Here is an 18,986-nt window from a genome sequence, read left to right on the forward strand (position 1 = left end):
AATTTCCAGCTGGCTCTCACTATCAAAATCAGGCCACAAAGCAATCGACAGTGAGCAGGAAGGGCGCTATTGCGCTTGTTTCAGACTCGGCGCATGCGAAATGCGCAAAAATCGGAAGTACTCATGCTTGGTATGTTGAGAAGCGCGGCGGGGACCTGGGTCGCGAAACTGCTGCTGTCATTGTTGGTGTTGAGCTTCGCCGTCTGGGGCATCTCGGGGCGGCTGATGGGCGGTCTTGCCGGCCATGACGCCGTGATTACGGCCGGAGGCACCAAGGTCTCGATCAACGAATACCGCCTCGCCTACGATCGCCAGCTCAGCGTAATGTCGCAGCAATTCGGCCAGCGCATCAGCCGTGAGCAGGCGACGGCGCTCGGCATCGACAACCAGGTGCTGGCGCAACTCGTCTCGGGCGCCGTCCTCGACGAGCAGGCCCGCAAGCTCGGCCTCGGCCTGTCCAAGGACCGGCTGGCCGAACTGACCCGCGAAGACCCGGCGTTCAAAGGGCCTGGCGGAACCTTCGACAGGCGAACGTTCGAGTACCTGCTCCGGCAGATCGGCATGCGGCCGGAGGACTATCTGAAAAACCGCGCCCAGGTGGCGGTCCGCCAGCAGATCGTCGAGGCGGTTTCGGATGGCCTCAAAGCCCCGGATACATTCTTCAAGGCGGTCGCGCTCTATCGCGGCGAAGATCGCACAATCGACTACCTGACCTTGCCGAAATCGCTGGTCGAACCGATAGAAGCGCCGTCCGACAGCGTGCTTTCGGCCTATTTCGGGGAGAACAAGAAAACCTACGCCGCGCCGGAATACCGTAAGTTCTCCTATGTCAGCCTCGAACCGGAAGACATCATGGATTTGAGCGCAGTGACCGATCAACAGGTCAGCGACGACTACAACAAGAACAAGGCGCGCTACACCACGCCCGAGATGCGCACCATCGAGCAGCTTGTGTTCAAGACGCCTGATGCTGCCAAGGCGGCGCTCGATTCGCTCAGGACCGGCGCGACCTTCGACAAGATCGTCGCCGCCGAAGGCAAGACGCCGGCCGACACCCTGCTCGGCACGCTGGCCAAGGACAAGATCGCTGACAAGGCGGTTGCCGATGCTGCCTTCAAGCTCAACGCCAATGAAGTCAGCCCGGTCGTACAGGGCGCCTTTGGCCCCGTTCTGCTGCGCGTCACCGAGATCAAGCCCGAAGTGGTGAAGCCGCTGGCCGAAGTGTCCGAGCAGATCCGCAAGGATCTGGCACTGGGCGAGGCAAGTCGCATCTTGCTGGACGTGCACGACAATTACGAGGATACTCGCGCCTCCGGCAGTTCGCTCGCTGAGGCAGCTGCCAAATTGAAGCTGAAGGTCGTTACCATCGACGCCATCGACCGCACCGGCCGAAGGCCGGATGAAAGCATCGTCAAAGACCTGCCGGAATCGCCGGCGCTCATCAAGGCGGTGTTCGAATCCGAACCCGGAACCGACAATGAAGGCCTCACCACCGCCGATAACGGCTTCGTCTTCTACGACGTGAGCGCGATCACGCCGGCCCGCGACCGCACGCTGGACGAAGTCCGCCAGAAGGTCGTGGCCGACTGGACCGCGGCGGAGACCACCAAACGGCTTACCGCAAAGGCACAAGAGCTCGAGAAGCGTCTCAAGGCCGGCGCCACGCTCGAGGTGATCGCCGGTGAGCTCAAGCTCGAAAAGCAGACCAAGCGCGGTGTCAAGCGCGATGCTGACGACGTCGATTTCGGCAAGGAAGGGGCCGCCGCGATGTTCGGCGTCGGCGAAGGCGGCACCGGGCTAATCCCCTCGCCCACGGGCGACGGACAGATCCTGTTCAAGGTTGCCGAGGTATTCGAGCCCGCCGGGGCCGACGCCAACTCAGTACCCCAGGACGCGCAGAAATCCTTCACCTCCGGTATGTCCGACGACCTGCTCGACCAGTTGGTGGCGCAGTTGCAGACGCAATATGACGTCCGCATCGATCAGACGGCCGTAACCCAAGCCCTGGCCAGATGAGCGCGCTGAAGATCCACATCGCCAAGGTCGCCGCCGGTAGCGCTCTTTCCTTCGAGGAGGCGCGCGAGGCCTTCGACATCATCATGTCCGGTGACGCCACCCCCGGCCAGATCGGCGGCTTCCTGATGGCATTGCGGGTGCGCGGTGAGACCGTCAGCGAGATCGCCGGCGCCGTCGCCACCATGCGCGCCAAGATGCTGCGCGTCGAAGCCCCCGAGGGCGCCATCGACATTGTCGGCACCGGCGGCGACAATTCGCACAGCGTCAATATTTCGACCGCATCCGCCTTCGTCATCGCCGGCAGCGGCGTGCCCGTCGCCAAGCACGGCAATCGCGGACTGTCCTCGCTGACCGGCGCCGCCGATGTTCTGATCGCGTTGGGCGTCAAGATCGACATCCCTCCGGAGACGATCGGCCGCTGCATCCACGAGGCCGGAGTTGGCTTCATGTTCGCGCCGGCGCACCACCCGGCGATGAAGCATGTCGGCCCGACCCGGGTCGAGCTCGGCACCCGCACCATCTTCAACCTGCTGGGTCCGCTTTCCAATCCGGCCAGTGTCAGACGGCAGATGGTCGGCGTGTTCCTGCCCGAATGGATCATGCCGGTGGCAGAAACGTTGAAGGAGCTTGGTGCCGACCATGCCTGGGTCGTCCATGGCGACGGTTATGACGAGATCACCACCACCGGCGAGACGCAGGTCGCCGAATTGGCCGGCGGCGAGATCCGCAGCTTTGTGCTGACCCCGGAAGCGGTCGGGCTGAAGCGTCACACCAAGGACGAGTTGCGCGGCGGCGACGCCGCCCACAATGCCCAGGCACTGCGCGACATGCTGGGCGGCGCCGCCGGCGCCTTTCGCGACACGGTGCTGATGAATGCCGGCGCCGGGCTGGTGGTGGCCGGCAAGGCGACGACACTTGCCGACGGCATGGTGACGGCGGCGCAGGCCATCGACAGCGGCCGCGCGCTGAAAGTGCTCGACAGGCTGGTCGAGATTTCGAACGGTTAGAACTATGTCCGACATCCTGCGCAAGATCGAGGCTTACAAGCGCGACGAGATCGCGGCGGCCAAGGCGCAAGTGCCGTTTGCCGAGATCAAGGCACGGGCAACGGACGCCGAAGCGCCGCGCGGCTTTCTTTCCGCCCTTGAAGCAAAGCGCCAATCCGGCAGGTTCGCGCTGATTGCCGAAATCAAGAAGGCTAGCCCATCCAAAGGCCTGATCCGCGCCGATTTCGATCCGCCGGCGCTGGCCAGGGCCTATGCGGAAGGCGGTGCCGCCTGTCTTTCGGTGCTGACCGACGCACCCTCTTTCCAGGGGGCGCCCGCGTTCCTCAGCGATGCGCGCGCTGCCGTCGAGTTGCCTGCCTTGCGCAAGGATTTCCTGTTCGATCCCTACCAGGTCTACGAGGCCAGGGCATGGGGCGCCGATGCCATACTGATCATCATGGCCAGCGTCGACGACGCGTTGGCAAGAGAACTCGAAGCGACAGCTTTCGGGCTCGGCATGGACGCGCTGGTCGAAGTGCATGACGAGGCTGAGATGGAACGCGCGCTGCAGCTGTCGTCGCGGCTGATCGGTATCAACAACCGCAATCTCCGGACCTTCGAAACCAGCCTCGAGACCTCGGAACGGCTGGTCGCGATGGTGCCCGCCGACCGCCTTCTGGTCAGCGAGAGCGGTATCTTTTCGCATGACGATTGCCGCCGGCTGGAGCGGAGCGGCATCGCCACTTTTCTGGTCGGTGAGAGCCTGATGCGTCAACAGGACGTGGCCGCTGCAACGCGCCTGCTTTTGACGGGCAAGGCCCCGGCAGAGGCGATCTGAGGATGGCGGCCGCCCTCACCCATCTTGGCGCGCGCGGCGAAGCCAACATGGTCGATGTCGGCGACAAGGCTGAGACGGTGCGCACGGCAGTCGCGGAGGGCTTCGTGTCGATGCGGCCCGAGACGCTGGACATGATCCTCGCCGGCGATGCCAAGAAGGGCGACGTGCTCGGTACCGCGCGTATCGCCGGCATCATGGCGGCCAAGAAGACGCATGAACTGATCCCGCTCTGCCATCCACTTCTGCTGACCAGGATATCTGTCGATATCGAGCCGGACGCAGCTTTGCCCGGCCTGAAGGTCACAGCATTGACCCGCGTCACCGGCAAAACCGGCGTTGAGATGGAGGCCCTGAGCGCCGTCTCGGTCGCTTGCCTGACCATCTACGACATGGCCAAGGCGGTCGACCGCGCCATGGTCATCTCCGGCATCAGGCTGGTTGAAAAGACCGGCGGCAAATCCGGCGACTACAAGATCACCGAAGATGGGGTCACCGAGGCAGGCCGCTGATGGCGCTGGTCCCAGTTGCTGAGGCGCTCGAGCGCCTGTTGGACGGCGCAGCTGCACTGCAGGGCGAACGCGTCGCGCTGCTGGATGCCGCCGACCGCGTGCTGGCGGAGCCGGTTGTGGCGCTCCGCACCCAGCCGCCGTTCAACGCCTCCGCCATGGACGGCTATGCCGTGCGGGCGGCTGATATCGCGTCCTTACCAGCAAAGCTTTCGGTGGTCGGCATGGCGCCGGCCGGAAGCGGCTTTGCCGGGACGGTGCAGCAGGGGCAGGCCGTCCGTATCTTCACCGGCGCGCCGCTTCCCGAAGGCGCCGACACCATCGTCATCCAGGAGAACGTCCGCGATCTCGGCCGCGGTGTCGTCGAAGTGACGGAGCCGACCGTGCAGGGGCGAAACATCCGCCGCCTCGGGCTCGATTTCGCCAAAGGCGACGTCCTGCTGCACAAAGGCCGCCTGCTCGACCCTGCGGCCTTGTCGCTGGCGGCATCGGCCAACCACCCCGAGGTCGGCGTGGTCAAACGGCCGCTGGTCGCCATCATCGCCACCGGCGACGAATTGCTGCCGCCGGGCAGCGAGCTTGGCCCCGACCAGATCATCTCCTCCAACGCCTATGGCGTCGCCGCCGCCGCACAGTCGGTCGGTGCGCGCGCGCTCGACCTTGGCATCGCGCCGGACCGCAGGGAGGCGATCGCTGCGCTGGTGGAAAAGGCCGTGAAGGCTGGCGCGAACGTCATCGTCACGCTGGGCGGCGCCTCGGTCGGTGACCACGACTTCGTCCATGACGTGCTGACCGGGCAAGGCATGACGCTCGATTTCTGGAAGATCGCCATGCGGCCCGGCAAGCCGCTGATGTTCGGGCGGCTGGGCGACATCCGCTGCATCGGCCTGCCCGGCAATCCGGTGGCGAGCCTGGTCTGCACCCAGCTCTTCCTGAAGCCGCTGCTGGCGCGGCTCGGCGGCCGCGCCTTTCAGCAGGATATGCGTCAGGCACGGCTCGGTGCTGCCATGCCGGCCAATGATCTCAGGCAGGATTATGTGCGGGCTGTTGTCAGCGCTGACGCCGGCACGCTCGTGGCGACGCCGTTCAGCATCCAGGATTCCTCGATGCTGAAAATGCTGGCCGATGCCAACGGGCTGATCGTCCGTGCGCCGTTCACGCCCGCCGCGGCGGCGGGCGCCGCTTGCGACGTGCTGATGCTACGCTGAACCTGCCTCACTCCGAGATCAAGGTCCGGGTCAGCGGATGGTCTGGATCGGCCAAACCGTCGATGATGTTGAAATGATGCCGGTCAGGCTCGACCACCGAACTGGTCGCGGCACCCAGGCCGATCCAGATGTTGGCCAGCAACGCGCTCTGGCGCAGGAATTCGGCGCGCTCGCCGCCGCCGGCCCAGCAGGTCAGGCGGGCCTTGTCCATCGGGCGCAGCAGCACCGGGCTTTCGGCCTGCGCCTCGGCCTCATCGATCGCCAGCGTCTCGTTCATGCCGGTGCGCATGATCGGGCGCAAATCGTGCACACCCGAGATCGATACGACATGGCGAATGCGCCGGACAATTTCGGGCGCCAGCGGCGTCGTCGTCGTAACCATCCGGCTAACAAGATGGCCACCGGCCGAGTGTCCGGTCAGCATCAGCGGCCCTGCGACCATCCCCGCCGCCTTGCCGATCGCCGCGCCGACTTCCTTGACGATGCCGCCAATGCGCATCTGCGGACAGAGCGTGTAGGACGGCATCGCCACGGCATAGCCGCGATCAACAGCGCCAGCGGCAAGATGCGACCAGAAACTCTTGTCGAATGCCATCCAGTAGCCGCCATGGACGAACACCACGAGCCCCTTGGGCTTGGTGGCCGGCAGGAAAAGATCGAGCCGGTTGCGTGGGCCATCGCCATAGGCCATGTCGAGCCGCGCCCGGCCCTCGGTCGAAAGCACGTCGCGAAAAACCCGCGCGGGCTCGACCCAGGCCGCCGGCCAGCGATCGCTGCCGGCTATGTTGGCGCCGTTGGCATAGGCGTTGTCCCAATCGGCAATGTGACGTTCGAACACCCTGCGCCCTCCCCTGGCAATATGGCCCTGCAACGAGCGTGAGCATCGCGCGGCGCGTCGTCGCCAGCCTCACGATTCCAGCTCTCGCATCAATCTCAAGTGACAGCCGCCTTGATGGCGAAGCGCGCATCCTTCCACGCACCGGTGCGCAGGATGTCCTCAAGCACTTCGACGGCCTGCCAGACATCGGCATAGCCGACATAGAGCGGGGTGAAGCCGAAGCGCATGGTCGATGGCGCGCGAAAATCGCCGATCACGCCACGTTCGATCAGCGCATGCATGATCTGGTAGCCATGCTCGTGCATGAATGAAATCTGGCTGCCGCGTTTTTCCCCGTCGCGCGTGCTTTCGAGCGTTAGCCCGTAAGTGCCGCACTTTGCCTCGACAAGCTCGATGAACAGATCGGCCAGCGCGATGCTCTTCTTGCGCACCGCCGTCATGTCGACATCGTTCCAGATGTCGAGCGCGCCCTTCAGCGTGCGCATCGACAGGACCGGCTGGGTGCCGCACAGAAACCGGCGGATGCCGGTGCCGGCCGCATAGCCTGGCTCGAAGGCGAAGGGCCGTGCATGGCCCCACCAGCCGGTGAGCGGCTGCTGGATGTCGGCAAGATGCCGCTCAGCCGCATAGATGAAGGCAGGCGCGCCCGGTCCGCCATTCAGATATTTGTAGGTGCAACCAACGGCAAAATCGGCGTTTGCCTTGTCGAGCTCGACTGGCATCGCACCGGCGGTGTGGCAGAGATCCCAGACGATCATCGCCCCGGCCTCCTGGGCCCTGCGCGTCAGCGCCGGCATGTCGCGCAGTTCGCCCGACTTGTAGTTGACGTGGTTGACCAGCACCACGGCGGTGCCTTCGTCGATCAGCTCTTCGATGCTCGGCGCGTCGACCCCCGAGAGGCGAAGCAGCGTATCTTTTCGCATCGAAACCACACCGTCAGCCATATAGAGGTCTGTCGGAAAACTGTCGCCCTCGGCGACGATGACCTGCCGCTCCGGCCGCATGGCCATGGCGGCGTGCAGCAGCTTGTAGATGTTGACCGATGTCGTGTCGCAGACCACCGTCTGGCCGGCCGCGGCACCGATCAGGCGCCCGAGCTGGTCGCCGAGTTCGAGTGGCATGTTGAACCAGCCGGCCGTGTTCCAGGCGCGGATGAGATCATGCGCCCATTCTTCGGTCGCTGCCTTGCTCAATTCATCGAAAGCGGCACGCGAAGCGGCCCCTAGCGAATTGCCGTCGAGATAGATCACTCCTTGCGGCAGCACAAAGCGGTCGCGCATCGCGCGCAGCGGATCTGCAGCATCCAACGCCTTTGTGGCCACGAGATCGGGAATTCCTGTCATGATTTGTCTGCTCCCCCAAGATTCACCGCTACGCCGGACACGCATCGACGGCATCCATCGGTCACGAGCGGTTCTCCATTACCTGGTATCGCGCAGCAAGGCCCCACCGGCGACAAGTTGCCTGACCACGCGGTGGAAACCAGGAGCCAAGCCAACCCAAGGTTGGCGTTTTGAGTTCGTTTCGTTCACGGTGCATTGGCCAACCGCACAGTCGATACGGCTTCAATTCCGTGCCCCTTTGCCGGCTGACGGCCGATACCAGTGCCGCCTTCTGGGAACCCAGAGGCCGAAAACGAAAGCAGAATCAAGGCGATGAGGCCCGCGGCGGTGAAAATGCAGCGTTCCGGTTTGGTGAGTGGTATCGTTTCCCGAGCCCTAACACATTCATTAAACTTTAAACAGTTGCGGAACACAACTGGAACAGATAGTGTTTGTTCTGGGTTTGTTTTTCTGATTCTGTTGGGGGTCGCTATGCTGACGCGCAAACAACACGAACTGCTTATGTTCATCCACGAAAGGCTGAAGGAAAGCGGTATCCCGCCCTCCTTCGACGAGATGAAGGAAGCGCTCGACCTGGCTTCCAAATCGGGAATCCACCGGCTGATTACGGCGCTGGAGGAGCGCGGCTTCATTCGCCGTTTGCCCAACCGGGCCCGTGCGCTGGAGGTGCTGCGCCTGCCCGATTCGATCGCCCCCGGCCTCAATGCGGCACGCAAGTTCTCGCCGAGTGTCATCCAGGGCAGTCTTGGGCAAGGTCCTCGGCAGGGCAAGCCGACATCGTCGCGCGTCCCTGCAGCCGGCAATGACGACGATGTCGTTGCCGCCGTGTCTATCCCGGTGATGGGCCGCATCGCCGCTGGTGTGCCGATCGATGCCATCCAGCACCAGACGCATTCGATCTCGGTGCCGCCGGACATGATCATGGGCGGCGAGCATTATGCGCTTGAGGTCAAAGGCGATTCGATGATCGAGGCTGGCATTTTCGACGGCGACACGGTGATCATCCGCAATGCCGATACGGCGAGCCCTGGTGAGATCGTGGTGGCACTGGTCGACGAGGAGGAAGCGACGCTGAAGCGGTTCCGCCGCAAAGGCGCCTCGATCGCCCTGGAAGCGGCCAATCCGGCCTACGAGACGCGCATCTTCGGGCCAGACAGGGTCAAGGTACAAGGCAAGCTCGTCGGGTTGATCCGCCGCTACTGAGTTGCGCCCTTGGCGCCGGCTTTTGGCTTGTCGGCTCTGCGGTATGGCGGCATGCCCCGCGCCGTGCGTGAAAATTTCCGCTGCACGTGCCAGGGCCGGTATGATTTTTCGACGGCGAAGCGGATTTCGGCGCATGTTGCCGCTTGTGGATCGAAATAGACGGCCGCACTTCCCGCGCGCGCCAGTTGCCGTTTGGTGACGACGAGGACCAGCCGGTCGTAGTAGCAGGGATTATGGGCGGTGGCGTCGTCGATGACGATCAAGCTGGCAAAGGCGCAGGCTGGCCGTGCAGTATCGCGGTCCTTGGCTTGCGCGATGATCGCGCCGGATGGATGCCTGGCAAGGCAGAGACCGTCCGTGCAAATGAACGGCATGCCCGGCGGTAGGTCGGCCGGATCGGCAATGTCGAATTGCGGATCGTTCTTTCCAGGTGTTTCTGGCGCGACGATAGCCTCTGATGTGAGCGCGCGTTTCCAGTTGTCGATGGTGAACTCATTCGGGCGTGCCCGGTTGACCGCGAGTTCACCGCTGCCGATTGGCAGCGCGACCAGCCGTGCGTCCTCCGAGATCAATACATCGGGTACGCGCGTCTGCGTTGTCGTCAGCAAGCCGGCGAGCGCAAAAGGAAGGGCCACGAGCCGCAACCAGGTCGTCGCCATGCTGGCAATGACGAGGGCGATCGTCACCAAAAGGACAGATCTCAGCGAAATCAGCCCGACCGCATCGATCGGCGAGCGCTCGGAGATCCACCCGGACAGGGCGATCATCGCCGTCAGCCCCTTGCCCATCACGTAGAGGAAAGGCCCATCCGCGCCGAACGGCATCGCCAGCGCACTGAGGACGGCGAAGGGCATGACGACCAGTGAGACGATAGGCATGATGGCCAGATTGGCGAACAGGCTGAGCGGCGCCACGCGCTGGAAATGCCATATGGCGAAAAGCGCCGTGGCGCTCCCTGCAATGATCGAGGTCATCGCCAGGCCGCCCATGCCCAGCAGGACCTTTCGAGCGGCAAAGCGTAGCGGCGACAACCGCGGCGGCGGCGTGGTGGCCCTGCCGGCGCGGTAATCGGACCAGCCTGCATAGGCGCCGACAAGGGCCGCCGTCGCGGCGAAGGACATCTGGAAGCTCGGACCGACCACCTCGTGCGGCGACACCAGAATGACCGCGATGGCCGAGATCGCCAGGTTGCGCATGGTGAGCGCGGCCCGGTCGAACAGCACGGCGATAAGCATCACCGCCAGCATGATGAAGCTGCGTTCGGCCGCCACCACAATGCCGGAAAAGACGAGGTAGGCCGCAATCGAAAAAAGCGCGGCGGCCGCGGCATATTTCTTGACCGGCCGTCGCGATGAGAAATCGGGAAACAACGCAAAGGTGCCGCGTAGCAGCGCCATGATGGTGCCGGCGACCAACGCCATATGCAGCCCCGAGATGGAGATGATGTGATAGATGCCTGTACGCCGCATCGCTTCGTTGATCTCCTCGGGAATGCCGGCGCGCACGCCGACGATCAGCGCAGCAGCAATCTCGCCCTCGGCGCCGCCGATGCGGCTGCGGATATGGTCGGCGATGGATTCGCGCGCGTCTTCGATCGAGGAAGAAAGCCGCGCGGCAAGCGGCATGCTGCCCGACGACACGACTTTCGGATTGCCGAGAAAAAAGCCGCTGCCGCCGATACCGGCGAAATAGCTGTCGAAGGAGAAATCATAGCTGTCGGGCCGCACCGGCCCGGTCGGCGGCAGCAGCCGCACATAGCCGGCGATCTCGGAACCGGCGGTCAGCTCAGCCGGTATTTTCATCGCCGAAACGCGGACCCGTTCCGGCATGTAGCGCAGTGTCGGCCTGGCGGTTGAGATCACATCGATCGTCAGCCTGATGCGGCCGCTCGCCATGGGCTCGAACGATACGACGCGACCCGTGAGGCGCGTTGAGATTTCGGAACCGAGCATATGCGTTCCGACACGCCAGGTCTCGACCTTGGCGGCAAGCACGCCAAGCGCGCAGAGCAACGCCGCCATGAAGCACAGGCGGGTTCTGGGCCACGACCGCGAGGCGACGGCACAGAGGGCTGCCAAGGCGACGATTGCGATCGGCTGTGGAAAGGCCGGCTCCACCGCCAGCGCAAAATATACGACCACCCCGCATGCGAGGAACACCGGCACCAGCAGGAAGGCGACCCCACGGTCGAGCTCCAGGCCGGCTGCCGAGGTTACGCCGTTGCGGATACGGGACGGTGACGGGAGGCGGAAACGCCGGCGTAGGCGCACGATGGGCTCGGCCGCGGGCACGGGAACCGTTGCTGGGTCGCTCGCCGGCAGCGACGGGGCATCAAAGCGTGGAGCCGGCAGCAATGCCGGTGCCGGCAGGACAGGCACGGGCGCGGCAAACAGCAAGCGTTCGCTGACGCCGCTGCCAACGTCCTCGCCCTCGCCCGCACCACGGCCTCGCACAGCCATCGGGTCTGCCCCTTGCGCCCTCGACCTCCTATGCTACATGAACGCGCAACGCGCGAAAGTCCGCAACCCACTTCCTTCGCCTGCCTGAGAGTTCCATGCCCGACAAGGTCGTCACCCGTTTTGCCCCCTCGCCCACAGGCTATCTGCATATTGGCGGGGCGCGCACGGCGCTGTTCAACTGGCTGTATGCCAAGCACACAGCCGGCACGATGCTGCTGCGCATCGAGGACACCGACCGCGAGCGTTCCACCGATGCGGCAACCGCGGCCATCCTCGACGGGCTTTCCTGGCTTGGCCTGACATGGGACGGTGAGCCGGTGTCGCAGTTCGAGCGTGCGCCGCGCCATCGCGAGGTGGCCGAGGAACTCGTTCGCATGGGCAAGGCCTATTATTGTTACGCGACGCCTGCCGAGTTGGAGGCAATGCGCGAGAGCGCACGGGCCAAGGGGCTGCCTCCCCGCTATGACGGCCGCTGGCGCGATCGCGACCCCTCGGAGGCGCCGGCCGGCGCCAAGGGGGCGATCCGCATCAAGGCGCCGACAGACGGCGAGACGGTTGTGCATGACCGCGTCCAGGGCGACGTGCGCTTTCCCAACAAGGATCTCGACGATTTCATTATTCTGCGCTCGGACGGCAACCCGACCTACATGCATGCCGTCGTCGTCGACGATCACGACATGGGCGTCACCCACATCATCCGCGGCGACGACCATTTGACCAACGCCGCCCGCCAGACGGTGATCTACCATGCCATGGGGTGGGAGGTGCCGTCGATGTCGCATATCCCGCTGATCCACGGTGCCGACGGCGCCAAGCTGTCGAAACGTCACGGTGCGCTCGGCGTCGAGGCCTATCGCGCCATGGGCTACCTGCCGGAGGCGCTGCTCAATTATCTGGCGAGGCTTGGCTGGAGCCACGGCGACGATGAGATCATGTCGATCGCCAACATGATCGCGTGGTTCGACATTGGCGACGTCAACAAAGGCGCCGCCCGTTTCGACTTCGCCAAGCTCGAGGCGCTGAACGGCGTGCACATGCGCCGCATGAACGACGCGACGCTGCTCGATATCTTCATCGCCACTCTGCCCTATCTCGAAGGCGGTCCGGCGATCGCAGCTAGCCTCGACGACAGACGCAAGGCCCAATTGCTTGCCGCTTTGCCGGGCCTGAAGGAGCGCGCCAAGACGCTGGTCGAACTTGTTGAAGGGGCTGCATTCCTGTTCGTCGAGCGGCCGCTGCCGGTCGACGAGAAGGCGGCGGCGCTGCTCAGCGGTGACGCGCGCGCGATCCTGCAGGGCGCTCATGCGGCGCTGGCCACGGTTTCGGAATGGTCTGCCGCCTCGGCGGAAGCCGCGATCCGCGACTATGCGCAGGCCGGCGGCCATAAACTCGGCGCCGTGGCCCAACCATTGCGCGCCGCGCTCACCGGCAAAAGCACCTCGCCCGGCGTCTTCGATGTGCTGGCCGTGCTTGGCCGCGAGGAAAGCCTGGCGCGGATCGCTGATCAAATCGATTAGGAAACTGGCCCAAGAAGATTGGCATTGAAAGGTGTGTTTCGCAGTGCAACATTGGGTCTTGGCCTAATCTGGCGCGCAGATTCAGTTGCGGGCGCAAATGTGCGTATTCCGACGCTTTTGACGTGTTGGGTTCAGATATTTTGCCGTTGCCGGCCTGAGGAAACAAAAAGGAGTTTGCTATGACCGAACCTGCGACAAAGATGGAATTTGGCGGCAAAACCCAGGCGTCGACGGCAAAACTGGAACTCGACGGCAAAACCCATGAATTCAAGATACGAAGTGGTTCGGTAGGACCTGATGTCATCGACATCGGTTCGCTCTACAGCACCACCGGCGTATTTACCTACGATCCCGGTTTTACGTCGACGGCGAGCTGCGAATCGGAAATCACCTTCATCGATGGCGATGCCGGTATTCTCTTGCACCGCGGCTACCCGATCGACCAGCTGGCCGAGCACGGCGACTTCCTCGAAGTCTGCTATCTCTTGCTCTACGGAGAACTACCGACCAAGGCGCAGAAGGACGATTTCGACTACCGGGTGACGCGCCACACCATGGTGCATGAGCAGATGTCGCGCTTCTTCACCGGCTTCCGCCGCGATGCGCATCCGATGGCGGTGATGTGCGGCGTGGTCGGCGCGCTGTCGGCCTTCTATCACGATTCCACCGATATCTCGGACCCTTATCAACGCATGGTCGCCTCTATGCGGCTGATCGCCAAGATGCCGACGATCGCGGCGATGGCGTATAAATACCACATCGGCCAGCCGTTCATTTATCCGAAGAACGAACTGAATTTCGCAGCCAACTTCCTGCATATGTGCTTCGCCGTGCCTTGCGAGGAATACAAGATCAATCCGGTGCTGGCGCGCGCCATGGAGCGCATCTTCATCCTGCACGCCGACCACGAGCAGAACGCCTCGACCTCGACCGTCCGCCTCGCCGGCTCGTCGGGCGCCAATCCCTTTGCCTGTATCGCTGCAGGCATCGCCTGCCTGTGGGGTCCTGCACATGGCGGAGCCAACGAGGCAGCCCTGAACATGTTGGGCGAGATCGGCCATGTCGATCACATCCCGGAATTCATTGCGCGCGCCAAGGATAAGAACGATCCGTTCCGATTGATGGGCTTTGGCCACCGCGTTTATAAGAACTACGATCCGCGCGCCAAGATCATGCAGAAGACCGCGCACGAAGTCCTGGGCGAGCTCGGCATCAAGGACGATCCGCTGCTCGACATCGCCATGGAGCTGGAAAAGATCGCGCTGACCGATTCCTATTTCATCGAGAAGAAGCTCTACCCCAACGTCGATTTCTATTCCGGCATCACGCTGAAGGCGCTGGGCTTCCCCACTACCATGTTCACCGTGCTGTTCGCGGTTGCCCGCACCGTCGGCTGGATTGCGCAGTGGAAGGAGATGATCGAGGACCCGCACCAGAAGATCGGCCGTCCGCGCCAGCTTTATACCGGTGCGCCGGAACGGGATTACGTGCCGATCGCGAAGCGGTGAAGGTAGCGAGTAGCGAGTAGTAGCTGAAGCAGCTTGGCTGTTACGGCCAGCACCATTTCCTATTCGCTACTCACTACTCGCTCACTTCCTCACCATACCCATCACCACCCCCGCCGCCATCTCGCCTGACGGCTTGTCGGTTGCCATACGCCCGGCGATGTCGGCAAAACCGTCCTTCTGCCAGGCGCGGTAGGCGGTATCGGAGAATAGCGCCTCCAGCTGGCGCGCCAGATAATGCGGACGCACATATTGGTTGTAGTGTTCCGGCACGACCGGCCGGTCGGCGATGAGATTGGGCAAGGCTGCGCTCCAAACTTTGATCAGTCCCTGCGCCATGCGCATGACCGGATCGAGCCGGTAGCAGGAGATCATCGGCACGCCCGCCAGTGCCAGTTCCAGCGATACCGTCCCCGACGCGATCAGCGCCGCATCGGCCTTGCCGAAGGTCTGCCATTTGCGTTCGGCATCAAGGATGATCTCCGGCTTCTCGTTCCAGCTCGCGACCGAGGTCCTGACCAGGTCGGCGACGTGCGGCACCGTCGGCAACAGCAAGCGCAAGCGGTGCCCGCGCGCCCGCAGGATCGATACCGTTTCGCCGAACGGCCCGACCAGGCGCCGCACCTCGCCGCGACGCGAACCGGGCAATACAAGCAACGTTTTCACACGGTCGGCGGAGAGGTCACGCGGCTGCGCCTGCGCCCTGGCGGCACTGACTATGCCCGGATCGTGTGCAAGGCGATGCCCGACATAGGTGCCGGGCGGCCCGCCCAGGCGAGCGAGTTCCTTCACCTCGAACGGCAGGATACAAAGAATGTGATCGACATATGGCTTCATTGCCGCCGCCCTGCCCGGCCGCCAAGCCCATACGCTCGGGCAGACATAGTGGACGATCGGGATCGTCGGATCGGCGGCGCGCACCTTCTTGGCGACGCGCAGCGAGAAATCCGGACTGTCGATGGTGATAAGGCAGTCGGGCTTTTCATCGACAATCGCGTTTGCCGTCTGGCCGATCCGCCGCATCAGGCGCGGCAGGTCGCGCAGGATAGCGCTAAGCCCCATCAGCGCGATCTCGCTGCCGTCGAACAATGGCGCCAAACCGAGCGCCTGCAAATGGCGGCCGCCGATGCCTACGAGCCGAACTTCGCGCCCGGTCATGCGCTTTAACGCCTGCACAAGGTCGGCGCCAAGCAGGTCGCCGGACTCCTCGCCGGCGACGACGGCTATCTTCAACGGCTGCTCATTCGCCATGCGCCGGCTCCGCAGCAGGCAGGCCGATCACGAACAGGCCGAGTGCGTTGGCACGCCCGATGGTGGCAGGACCTTCGAGCACCAGCGAGCGGCCGGCTTCGACGGCAATGCCGGCCAGTCCGGCGGCATGCGCCGCCTCGACGGTCAGCGGGCCAATGGAGGGCAGATCGGCACGCAGTTCCTGACCGGGCTTGGCGCATTTGACCAAAACACCACGGCTCCTGCCAGCCAGCCTGCCGTGCCCGCGTAATTGTTTTGTCCGCTCGAGCAGCCCGTCTGTGCCCTCGACGCCTTCCAGCGCGATGGCGCGGCCACCAACCGCAACAGCCGCCTGGCCAATATCCAGCGCGCCGATAGCTTTTGCTGCAGCGTGCGCCGCCTCGATGTCGCGCCAGTCGGATTTGCGTGGCGCCATCTTGGTCAGCGGGCCTTCGGCGGCGACCAGTTCCGGCACGATCTCGTGAGCGCCGACAACCTTGATGCCGCTGCGCTCGATCCTGCGCACGAACAGTTTCAGCACCGTATCGTCCCCCCGGGTTACACCGACGAGAAGGCTGGGTAGCCAGGCGAGCAGGCCCAAATTGAGGCGCATGGCGCTCAGCCTGGGGCGGCGCGTAATATGTCCCGCGGTCACCAGATGCGTAACGTGATGCCGCTTGAGCATCGGCAGCAGCGAGCCGACGTCCTCCAGCCTCAAGCTTGCCTGCTCATAGGGCTCGAAATCGACTATGCGGTCGACCTCGCCCGCCGCCATGACGACGAAGGGAGGTTTGCCTTGCCGGGCGAGCGCTCGGGCAATTTCGACCGGGAGACTGCCGCCGCCGGCGATGATGCCGACCTTGGCATCTGGCGCGAGATCAAGGCCCTTTCCGGCAGCCTCAATCTTCGTCATCTGCCCTCAGTCTTCATCATCGGTATCGTCGCCGTCGCCACCTTTGAGCGACGGCACGGCATAGTGCCGCTTGCCGCGGCCAGCGATGAAATCGACGATCTTCATGGCCGTCGGCGACGAGGCGAATTCCGCCTTGGCGAACTCGATGTTTTCGCCGACGGTCCGAGAGCGATCGAAGATCGTGTTGTAGGCTTTGCGCAGCAAGTGGATCTCGGAACGCGGCAGGCCGGCGCGCTTCAGGCCAATGATGTTGAGGCCGCGAAGGCTGGCACGGTTGCCAACGGCGATGGCGTAGGGAATGACGTCGCCGACGATCGCCGAGCAACCGCCGAGAAAGGCGTTATCGCCGATGCGGACAAACTGATGAACCGCGGTAAGGCCGCCGATGTAGACATTGTCACCGACTTCGCAATGCCCGCCTAACGTCGCTTGATTGGCGAAGGTGGCGTTCCTGCCGACCACGCAGTCATGTGCAATGTGGGCATAGGCGAGGAAATTGCCGTTGTCGCCGATCGTCGTTTCGCCGCGGCTGGAATCGGTGCCGAGATGCATGGTGACGCCTTCGCGGATCGCGCAGTTCTCGCCGATCACCAGCGTGGTACGGCCGCCCTTGTGCTTGGTGTTCTGCGGCGGCCCGCCCAGTATCGCCATCGGATAGACCTTGGTCGATGCACCGATGGTGGTCGCGCCCATCACCGACACATGGCTGACCAGTTCGACACGGTCGCCGATCACGGCGTCGGGGCCGACGTAGCAGAAGGGTCCGATGCGGGCGCCTTCGCCGATTTGGGCGCCTGCCTCGATGACCGACGATGGATGGATGACTGTCTGGATTTTCATTAGCATTCGTTTGTCAGCCGCTTGCGACCATCATTGCCGAGATCTCGGCTTCCGCCGCCTTGGTGCCATCGACGAGGGCCTCGCAGGCGAATTTGAGAAGATTGCCGCGTTTCTTGATTTTCTTCACATGAATTTTCAATTGGTCGCCTGGAACGACCGGCTTGCGGAACTTGGCGTTGTCGATGGTCAGGAAATAAACCAACGACGGCTTTTCCGTACCGAGGCTGCGGATGCAGATGGCGCCGGCCGTCTGCGCCATCGCCTCGATGATGAGCACGCCGGGCATGACCGGCTGGTCGGGGAAATGACCTTGGAAATGCGGCTCGTTTATGGTGACGTTCTTGATGCCGATGGCGGATTCGTCGCCATCTATGTCGACAATGCGGTCGATCATCAAGAACGGATAGCGGTGCGGCAGGAGCTTCATCAGCCGCATTATGTCAACCGCTTCGAGCGTCGCCGCTGCGATCTCAGCCATTTCCCCCCTCACCCTGTTTGCGCGTCCGTGCAAGTCTGCGCAAGGCCGCTATCTCGCGCATGGCTTCCGCCATCGGCTGCGCCGGATATCCTCCCCAAATCTCACCTGCAGGCACATTGCTCATAAACCCGCTTCTTGCGGCAAGCTTGGCCCCGGACCCGATGGTCAAATGATCCGCAAGGCCGACGCCGCCACCCATGGTGACGTTGTCGCCTACCGTCACGGAACCGGAAATACCCGAAAGCCCGGCTATAATGCAATTGCGGCCGATGCGAACGTTGTGGGCGATCTGCACCAGATTGTCGATCTTGGTGCCCTGGCCGATGATCGTGTCGGACATGGCGCCGCGATCGACGGTCGTATTCGAGCCGATCTCGACGTCGTCCTGAATGATGACGCGGCCGATCTGCGGAACCCGCTCCGGACCCTTGGCGCCGGCAACGAAACCGAAGCCATCCTGGCCGATCCTGGCACCGCCATGGATGATGACGCGATTGCCGATCAACGCATATTGCACGCTTGCACCTGGACCGACATAGCCGTCGCGGCCGATCTGAGAGGAAGGACCGATAACCGCATGCGGGGCAATGACGGTTCCGCTGCCGATGGCAGCGCGCGGTCCGATGACCGCGCCTGCTTCGATGATCGCACCGGCCTCGACATGGGCGGTCGGATCGACATGGGCGTGCGGCGAGATACCGGTTTCGCCGGTCATCGGTCCAGGCGTTGCAGCCGCCGGGAAAAGCAGGCGCCCGACCATTGCGAAAGCCTGCTGCGGGCGCGGATGCACCAGCACCGCAATGCCCGCCGGCGCCTTGCCGGCAAATTCGGCGGGGCAGAGAACCGCTGCCGCCCGCAGTGACTGCATCAGCGCGAAATTGCGCCTCCCATCGACGAAGACAAGCGCGTTCTCGCCGCCTTCGTTGGCGGGCGCCAGAGCCTCGATCGATACATCGGAGAGACCGGAATCGACAAGCGTCGAGCCGGTCAGATTCGCGACTTCGCCGGCCGTATACCGGCGTGAGGGCGCGAAGAACACCGGATCGGTCATTCCAGAAGCAATATCCAGCTAGCGCATGACCCCGGAAATCGGAAGTCGATCCTCG

At 63.6% G+C, this 18,986-nt stretch carries 16 protein-coding genes; 8 read left to right on the forward strand and 8 right to left on the reverse strand.

From position 1 onward, the window contains the following. The first annotated feature begins 123 nt into the window (after window positions 1-123). From NKG95_RS10250 to NKG95_RS10270, 5 genes are read left to right on the forward strand one after another with little or no spacing between them, the layout of a single operon-like run. Complete coding sequence (locus tag NKG95_RS10250; RefSeq protein WP_353040574.1) at window positions 124-2,016, forward strand: SurA N-terminal domain-containing protein; 1,893 nt, start codon at window positions 124-126, stop codon at window positions 2,014-2,016. Further along, the gene (trpD, locus tag NKG95_RS10255; RefSeq protein WP_352482657.1) at window positions 2,013-3,023 is read left to right on the forward strand and encodes an anthranilate phosphoribosyltransferase; all 1,011 of its coding nucleotides are present in this window, start codon (window positions 2,013-2,015) and stop codon (window positions 3,021-3,023) included. Before NKG95_RS10250 ends, trpD begins: the two co-directional genes overlap by 4 nt. A gap of 4 nt (window positions 3,024-3,027) precedes the next feature. Continuing rightward, window positions 3,028-3,840, forward strand: coding sequence for an indole-3-glycerol phosphate synthase TrpC (trpC, locus tag NKG95_RS10260; protein WP_352482658.1), 813 nt, complete (start codon window positions 3,028-3,030; stop codon window positions 3,838-3,840). 2 nt (window positions 3,841-3,842) lie between these two features. Beyond that, a complete protein-coding gene (gene moaC, locus NKG95_RS10265; RefSeq protein WP_023717712.1) occupies window positions 3,843-4,349 on the forward strand; it encodes a cyclic pyranopterin monophosphate synthase MoaC in 507 nt (168 codons plus the stop codon). Then, entirely contained in the window at window positions 4,349-5,554 is a 1,206-nt protein-coding gene (locus tag NKG95_RS10270) for a molybdopterin molybdotransferase MoeA (protein ID WP_353040575.1), read from the forward strand. Before moaC ends, NKG95_RS10270 begins: the two co-directional genes overlap by 1 nt. A 7-nt stretch (window positions 5,555-5,561) precedes the next feature. Here NKG95_RS10270 and NKG95_RS10275 read toward each other — a convergent pair whose 3' ends face one another. Next, a complete protein-coding gene (locus NKG95_RS10275; RefSeq protein WP_352482663.1) occupies window positions 5,562-6,392 on the reverse strand; it encodes a hormone-sensitive lipase in 831 nt (276 codons plus the stop codon). Window positions 6,393-6,487: 95 nt separating this feature from the next. Continuing rightward, window positions 6,488-7,735, reverse strand: a complete 1,248-nt coding sequence (gene kynU, locus NKG95_RS10280) for a kynureninase (RefSeq protein WP_353040576.1) — start codon at window positions 7,733-7,735, stop codon at window positions 6,488-6,490. Window positions 7,736-8,206: 471 nt separating this feature from the next. Here kynU and lexA point away from each other — a divergent pair, with 471 nt between their 5' ends. Next, window positions 8,207-8,938: a transcriptional repressor LexA gene (lexA, locus tag NKG95_RS10285; protein WP_084642503.1), complete on the forward strand. Its 732-nt coding sequence runs from the start codon at window positions 8,207-8,209 to the stop codon at window positions 8,936-8,938. Here the strand turns inward: lexA and NKG95_RS10290 are convergent. Then, entirely contained in the window at window positions 8,932-11,397 is a 2,466-nt protein-coding gene (locus tag NKG95_RS10290; RefSeq protein WP_353040577.1) for a ComEC/Rec2 family competence protein, read from the reverse strand. The genes lexA and NKG95_RS10290 overlap by 7 nt on opposite strands. A gap of 95 nt (window positions 11,398-11,492) precedes the next feature. Between NKG95_RS10290 and gltX the strand changes: the two genes are divergently transcribed. Next, complete coding sequence (gene gltX / locus NKG95_RS10295) at window positions 11,493-12,914, forward strand: glutamate--tRNA ligase (RefSeq protein ID WP_352844075.1); 1,422 nt, start codon at window positions 11,493-11,495, stop codon at window positions 12,912-12,914. A 179-nt stretch (window positions 12,915-13,093) separates the two neighbouring features. Next, window positions 13,094-14,422, forward strand: coding sequence for a citrate synthase (gene gltA / locus NKG95_RS10300; RefSeq protein ID WP_023717718.1), 1,329 nt, complete (start codon window positions 13,094-13,096; stop codon window positions 14,420-14,422). 81 nt (window positions 14,423-14,503) lie between these two features. Here the strand turns inward: gltA and lpxB are convergent, their stop codons facing one another. Genes lpxB through lpxD form a run of 5 tightly spaced genes read right to left on the reverse strand, consistent with a single transcriptional unit; the run spans window position 14,504 to window position 18,931 of the window. After that, complete coding sequence (gene lpxB / locus NKG95_RS10305; RefSeq protein WP_023717719.1) at window positions 14,504-15,670, reverse strand: lipid-A-disaccharide synthase; 1,167 nt, start codon at window positions 15,668-15,670, stop codon at window positions 14,504-14,506. Beyond that, window positions 15,660-16,562, reverse strand: coding sequence for an LpxI family protein (locus tag NKG95_RS10310; RefSeq protein WP_023717720.1), 903 nt, complete (start codon window positions 16,560-16,562; stop codon window positions 15,660-15,662). The genes lpxB and NKG95_RS10310 overlap by 11 nt, the downstream gene beginning before the upstream one ends. Window positions 16,563-16,568: 6 nt before the next feature. Next, window positions 16,569-17,402, reverse strand: coding sequence for an acyl-ACP--UDP-N-acetylglucosamine O-acyltransferase (lpxA, locus tag NKG95_RS10315; protein ID WP_023717721.1), 834 nt, complete (start codon window positions 17,400-17,402; stop codon window positions 16,569-16,571). Window positions 17,403-17,415: 13 nt separating this feature from the next. Next, complete coding sequence (gene fabZ, locus NKG95_RS10320) at window positions 17,416-17,880, reverse strand: 3-hydroxyacyl-ACP dehydratase FabZ (RefSeq protein ID WP_023717722.1); 465 nt, start codon at window positions 17,878-17,880, stop codon at window positions 17,416-17,418. Further along, on the reverse strand, window positions 17,873-18,931 hold the full coding sequence (lpxD, locus tag NKG95_RS10325; RefSeq protein WP_352482670.1) for a UDP-3-O-(3-hydroxymyristoyl)glucosamine N-acyltransferase: 1,059 nt from the start codon (window positions 18,929-18,931) through the stop codon (window positions 17,873-17,875). The genes fabZ and lpxD overlap by 8 nt, the downstream gene beginning before the upstream one ends. Between the last annotated feature and the right edge of the window lie 55 nt (window positions 18,932-18,986).

It is taken from the genome of Mesorhizobium sp. M1423 (genome assembly GCF_040317575.1).
In the GTDB taxonomy this organism is placed as follows: Bacteria; Pseudomonadota; Alphaproteobacteria; order Rhizobiales; family Rhizobiaceae; genus Mesorhizobium.

Bases quoted from the DNA above. Each gene is read 5' to 3' on its own strand.
- NKG95_RS10250 (WP_353040574.1), top strand. From the start codon at position 124: ATGCTTGGTATGTTGAGAAGCGCGGCGGGGACCTGGGTCGCGAAACTG.
- trpD (WP_352482657.1), top strand. From the start codon at position 2,013: ATGAGCGCGCTGAAGATCCACATCGCCAAGGTCGCCGCCGGTAGCGCT.
- trpC (WP_352482658.1), top strand. From the start codon at position 3,028: ATGTCCGACATCCTGCGCAAGATCGAGGCTTACAAGCGCGACGAGATC.
- moaC (WP_023717712.1), top strand. From the start codon at position 3,843: ATGGCGGCCGCCCTCACCCATCTTGGCGCGCGCGGCGAAGCCAACATG.
- NKG95_RS10270 (WP_353040575.1), top strand. From the start codon at position 4,349: ATGGCGCTGGTCCCAGTTGCTGAGGCGCTCGAGCGCCTGTTGGACGGC.
- kynU (WP_353040576.1), bottom strand. From the start codon at position 7,735: ATGACAGGAATTCCCGATCTCGTGGCCACAAAGGCGTTGGATGCTGCA.
- lexA (WP_084642503.1), top strand. From the start codon at position 8,207: ATGCTGACGCGCAAACAACACGAACTGCTTATGTTCATCCACGAAAGG.
- NKG95_RS10290 (WP_353040577.1), bottom strand. From the start codon at position 11,397: ATGGCTGTGCGAGGCCGTGGTGCGGGCGAGGGCGAGGACGTTGGCAGC.
- gltX (WP_352844075.1), top strand. From the start codon at position 11,493: ATGCCCGACAAGGTCGTCACCCGTTTTGCCCCCTCGCCCACAGGCTAT.
- gltA (WP_023717718.1), top strand. From the start codon at position 13,094: ATGACCGAACCTGCGACAAAGATGGAATTTGGCGGCAAAACCCAGGCG.
- lpxB (WP_023717719.1), bottom strand. From the start codon at position 15,670: ATGGCGAATGAGCAGCCGTTGAAGATAGCCGTCGTCGCCGGCGAGGAG.
- NKG95_RS10310 (WP_023717720.1), bottom strand. From the start codon at position 16,562: ATGACGAAGATTGAGGCTGCCGGAAAGGGCCTTGATCTCGCGCCAGAT.
- lpxA (WP_023717721.1), bottom strand. From the start codon at position 17,402: ATGAAAATCCAGACAGTCATCCATCCATCGTCGGTCATCGAGGCAGGC.
- fabZ (WP_023717722.1), bottom strand. From the start codon at position 17,880: ATGGCTGAGATCGCAGCGGCGACGCTCGAAGCGGTTGACATAATGCGG.
- lpxD (WP_352482670.1), bottom strand. From the start codon at position 18,931: ATGACCGATCCGGTGTTCTTCGCGCCCTCACGCCGGTATACGGCCGGC.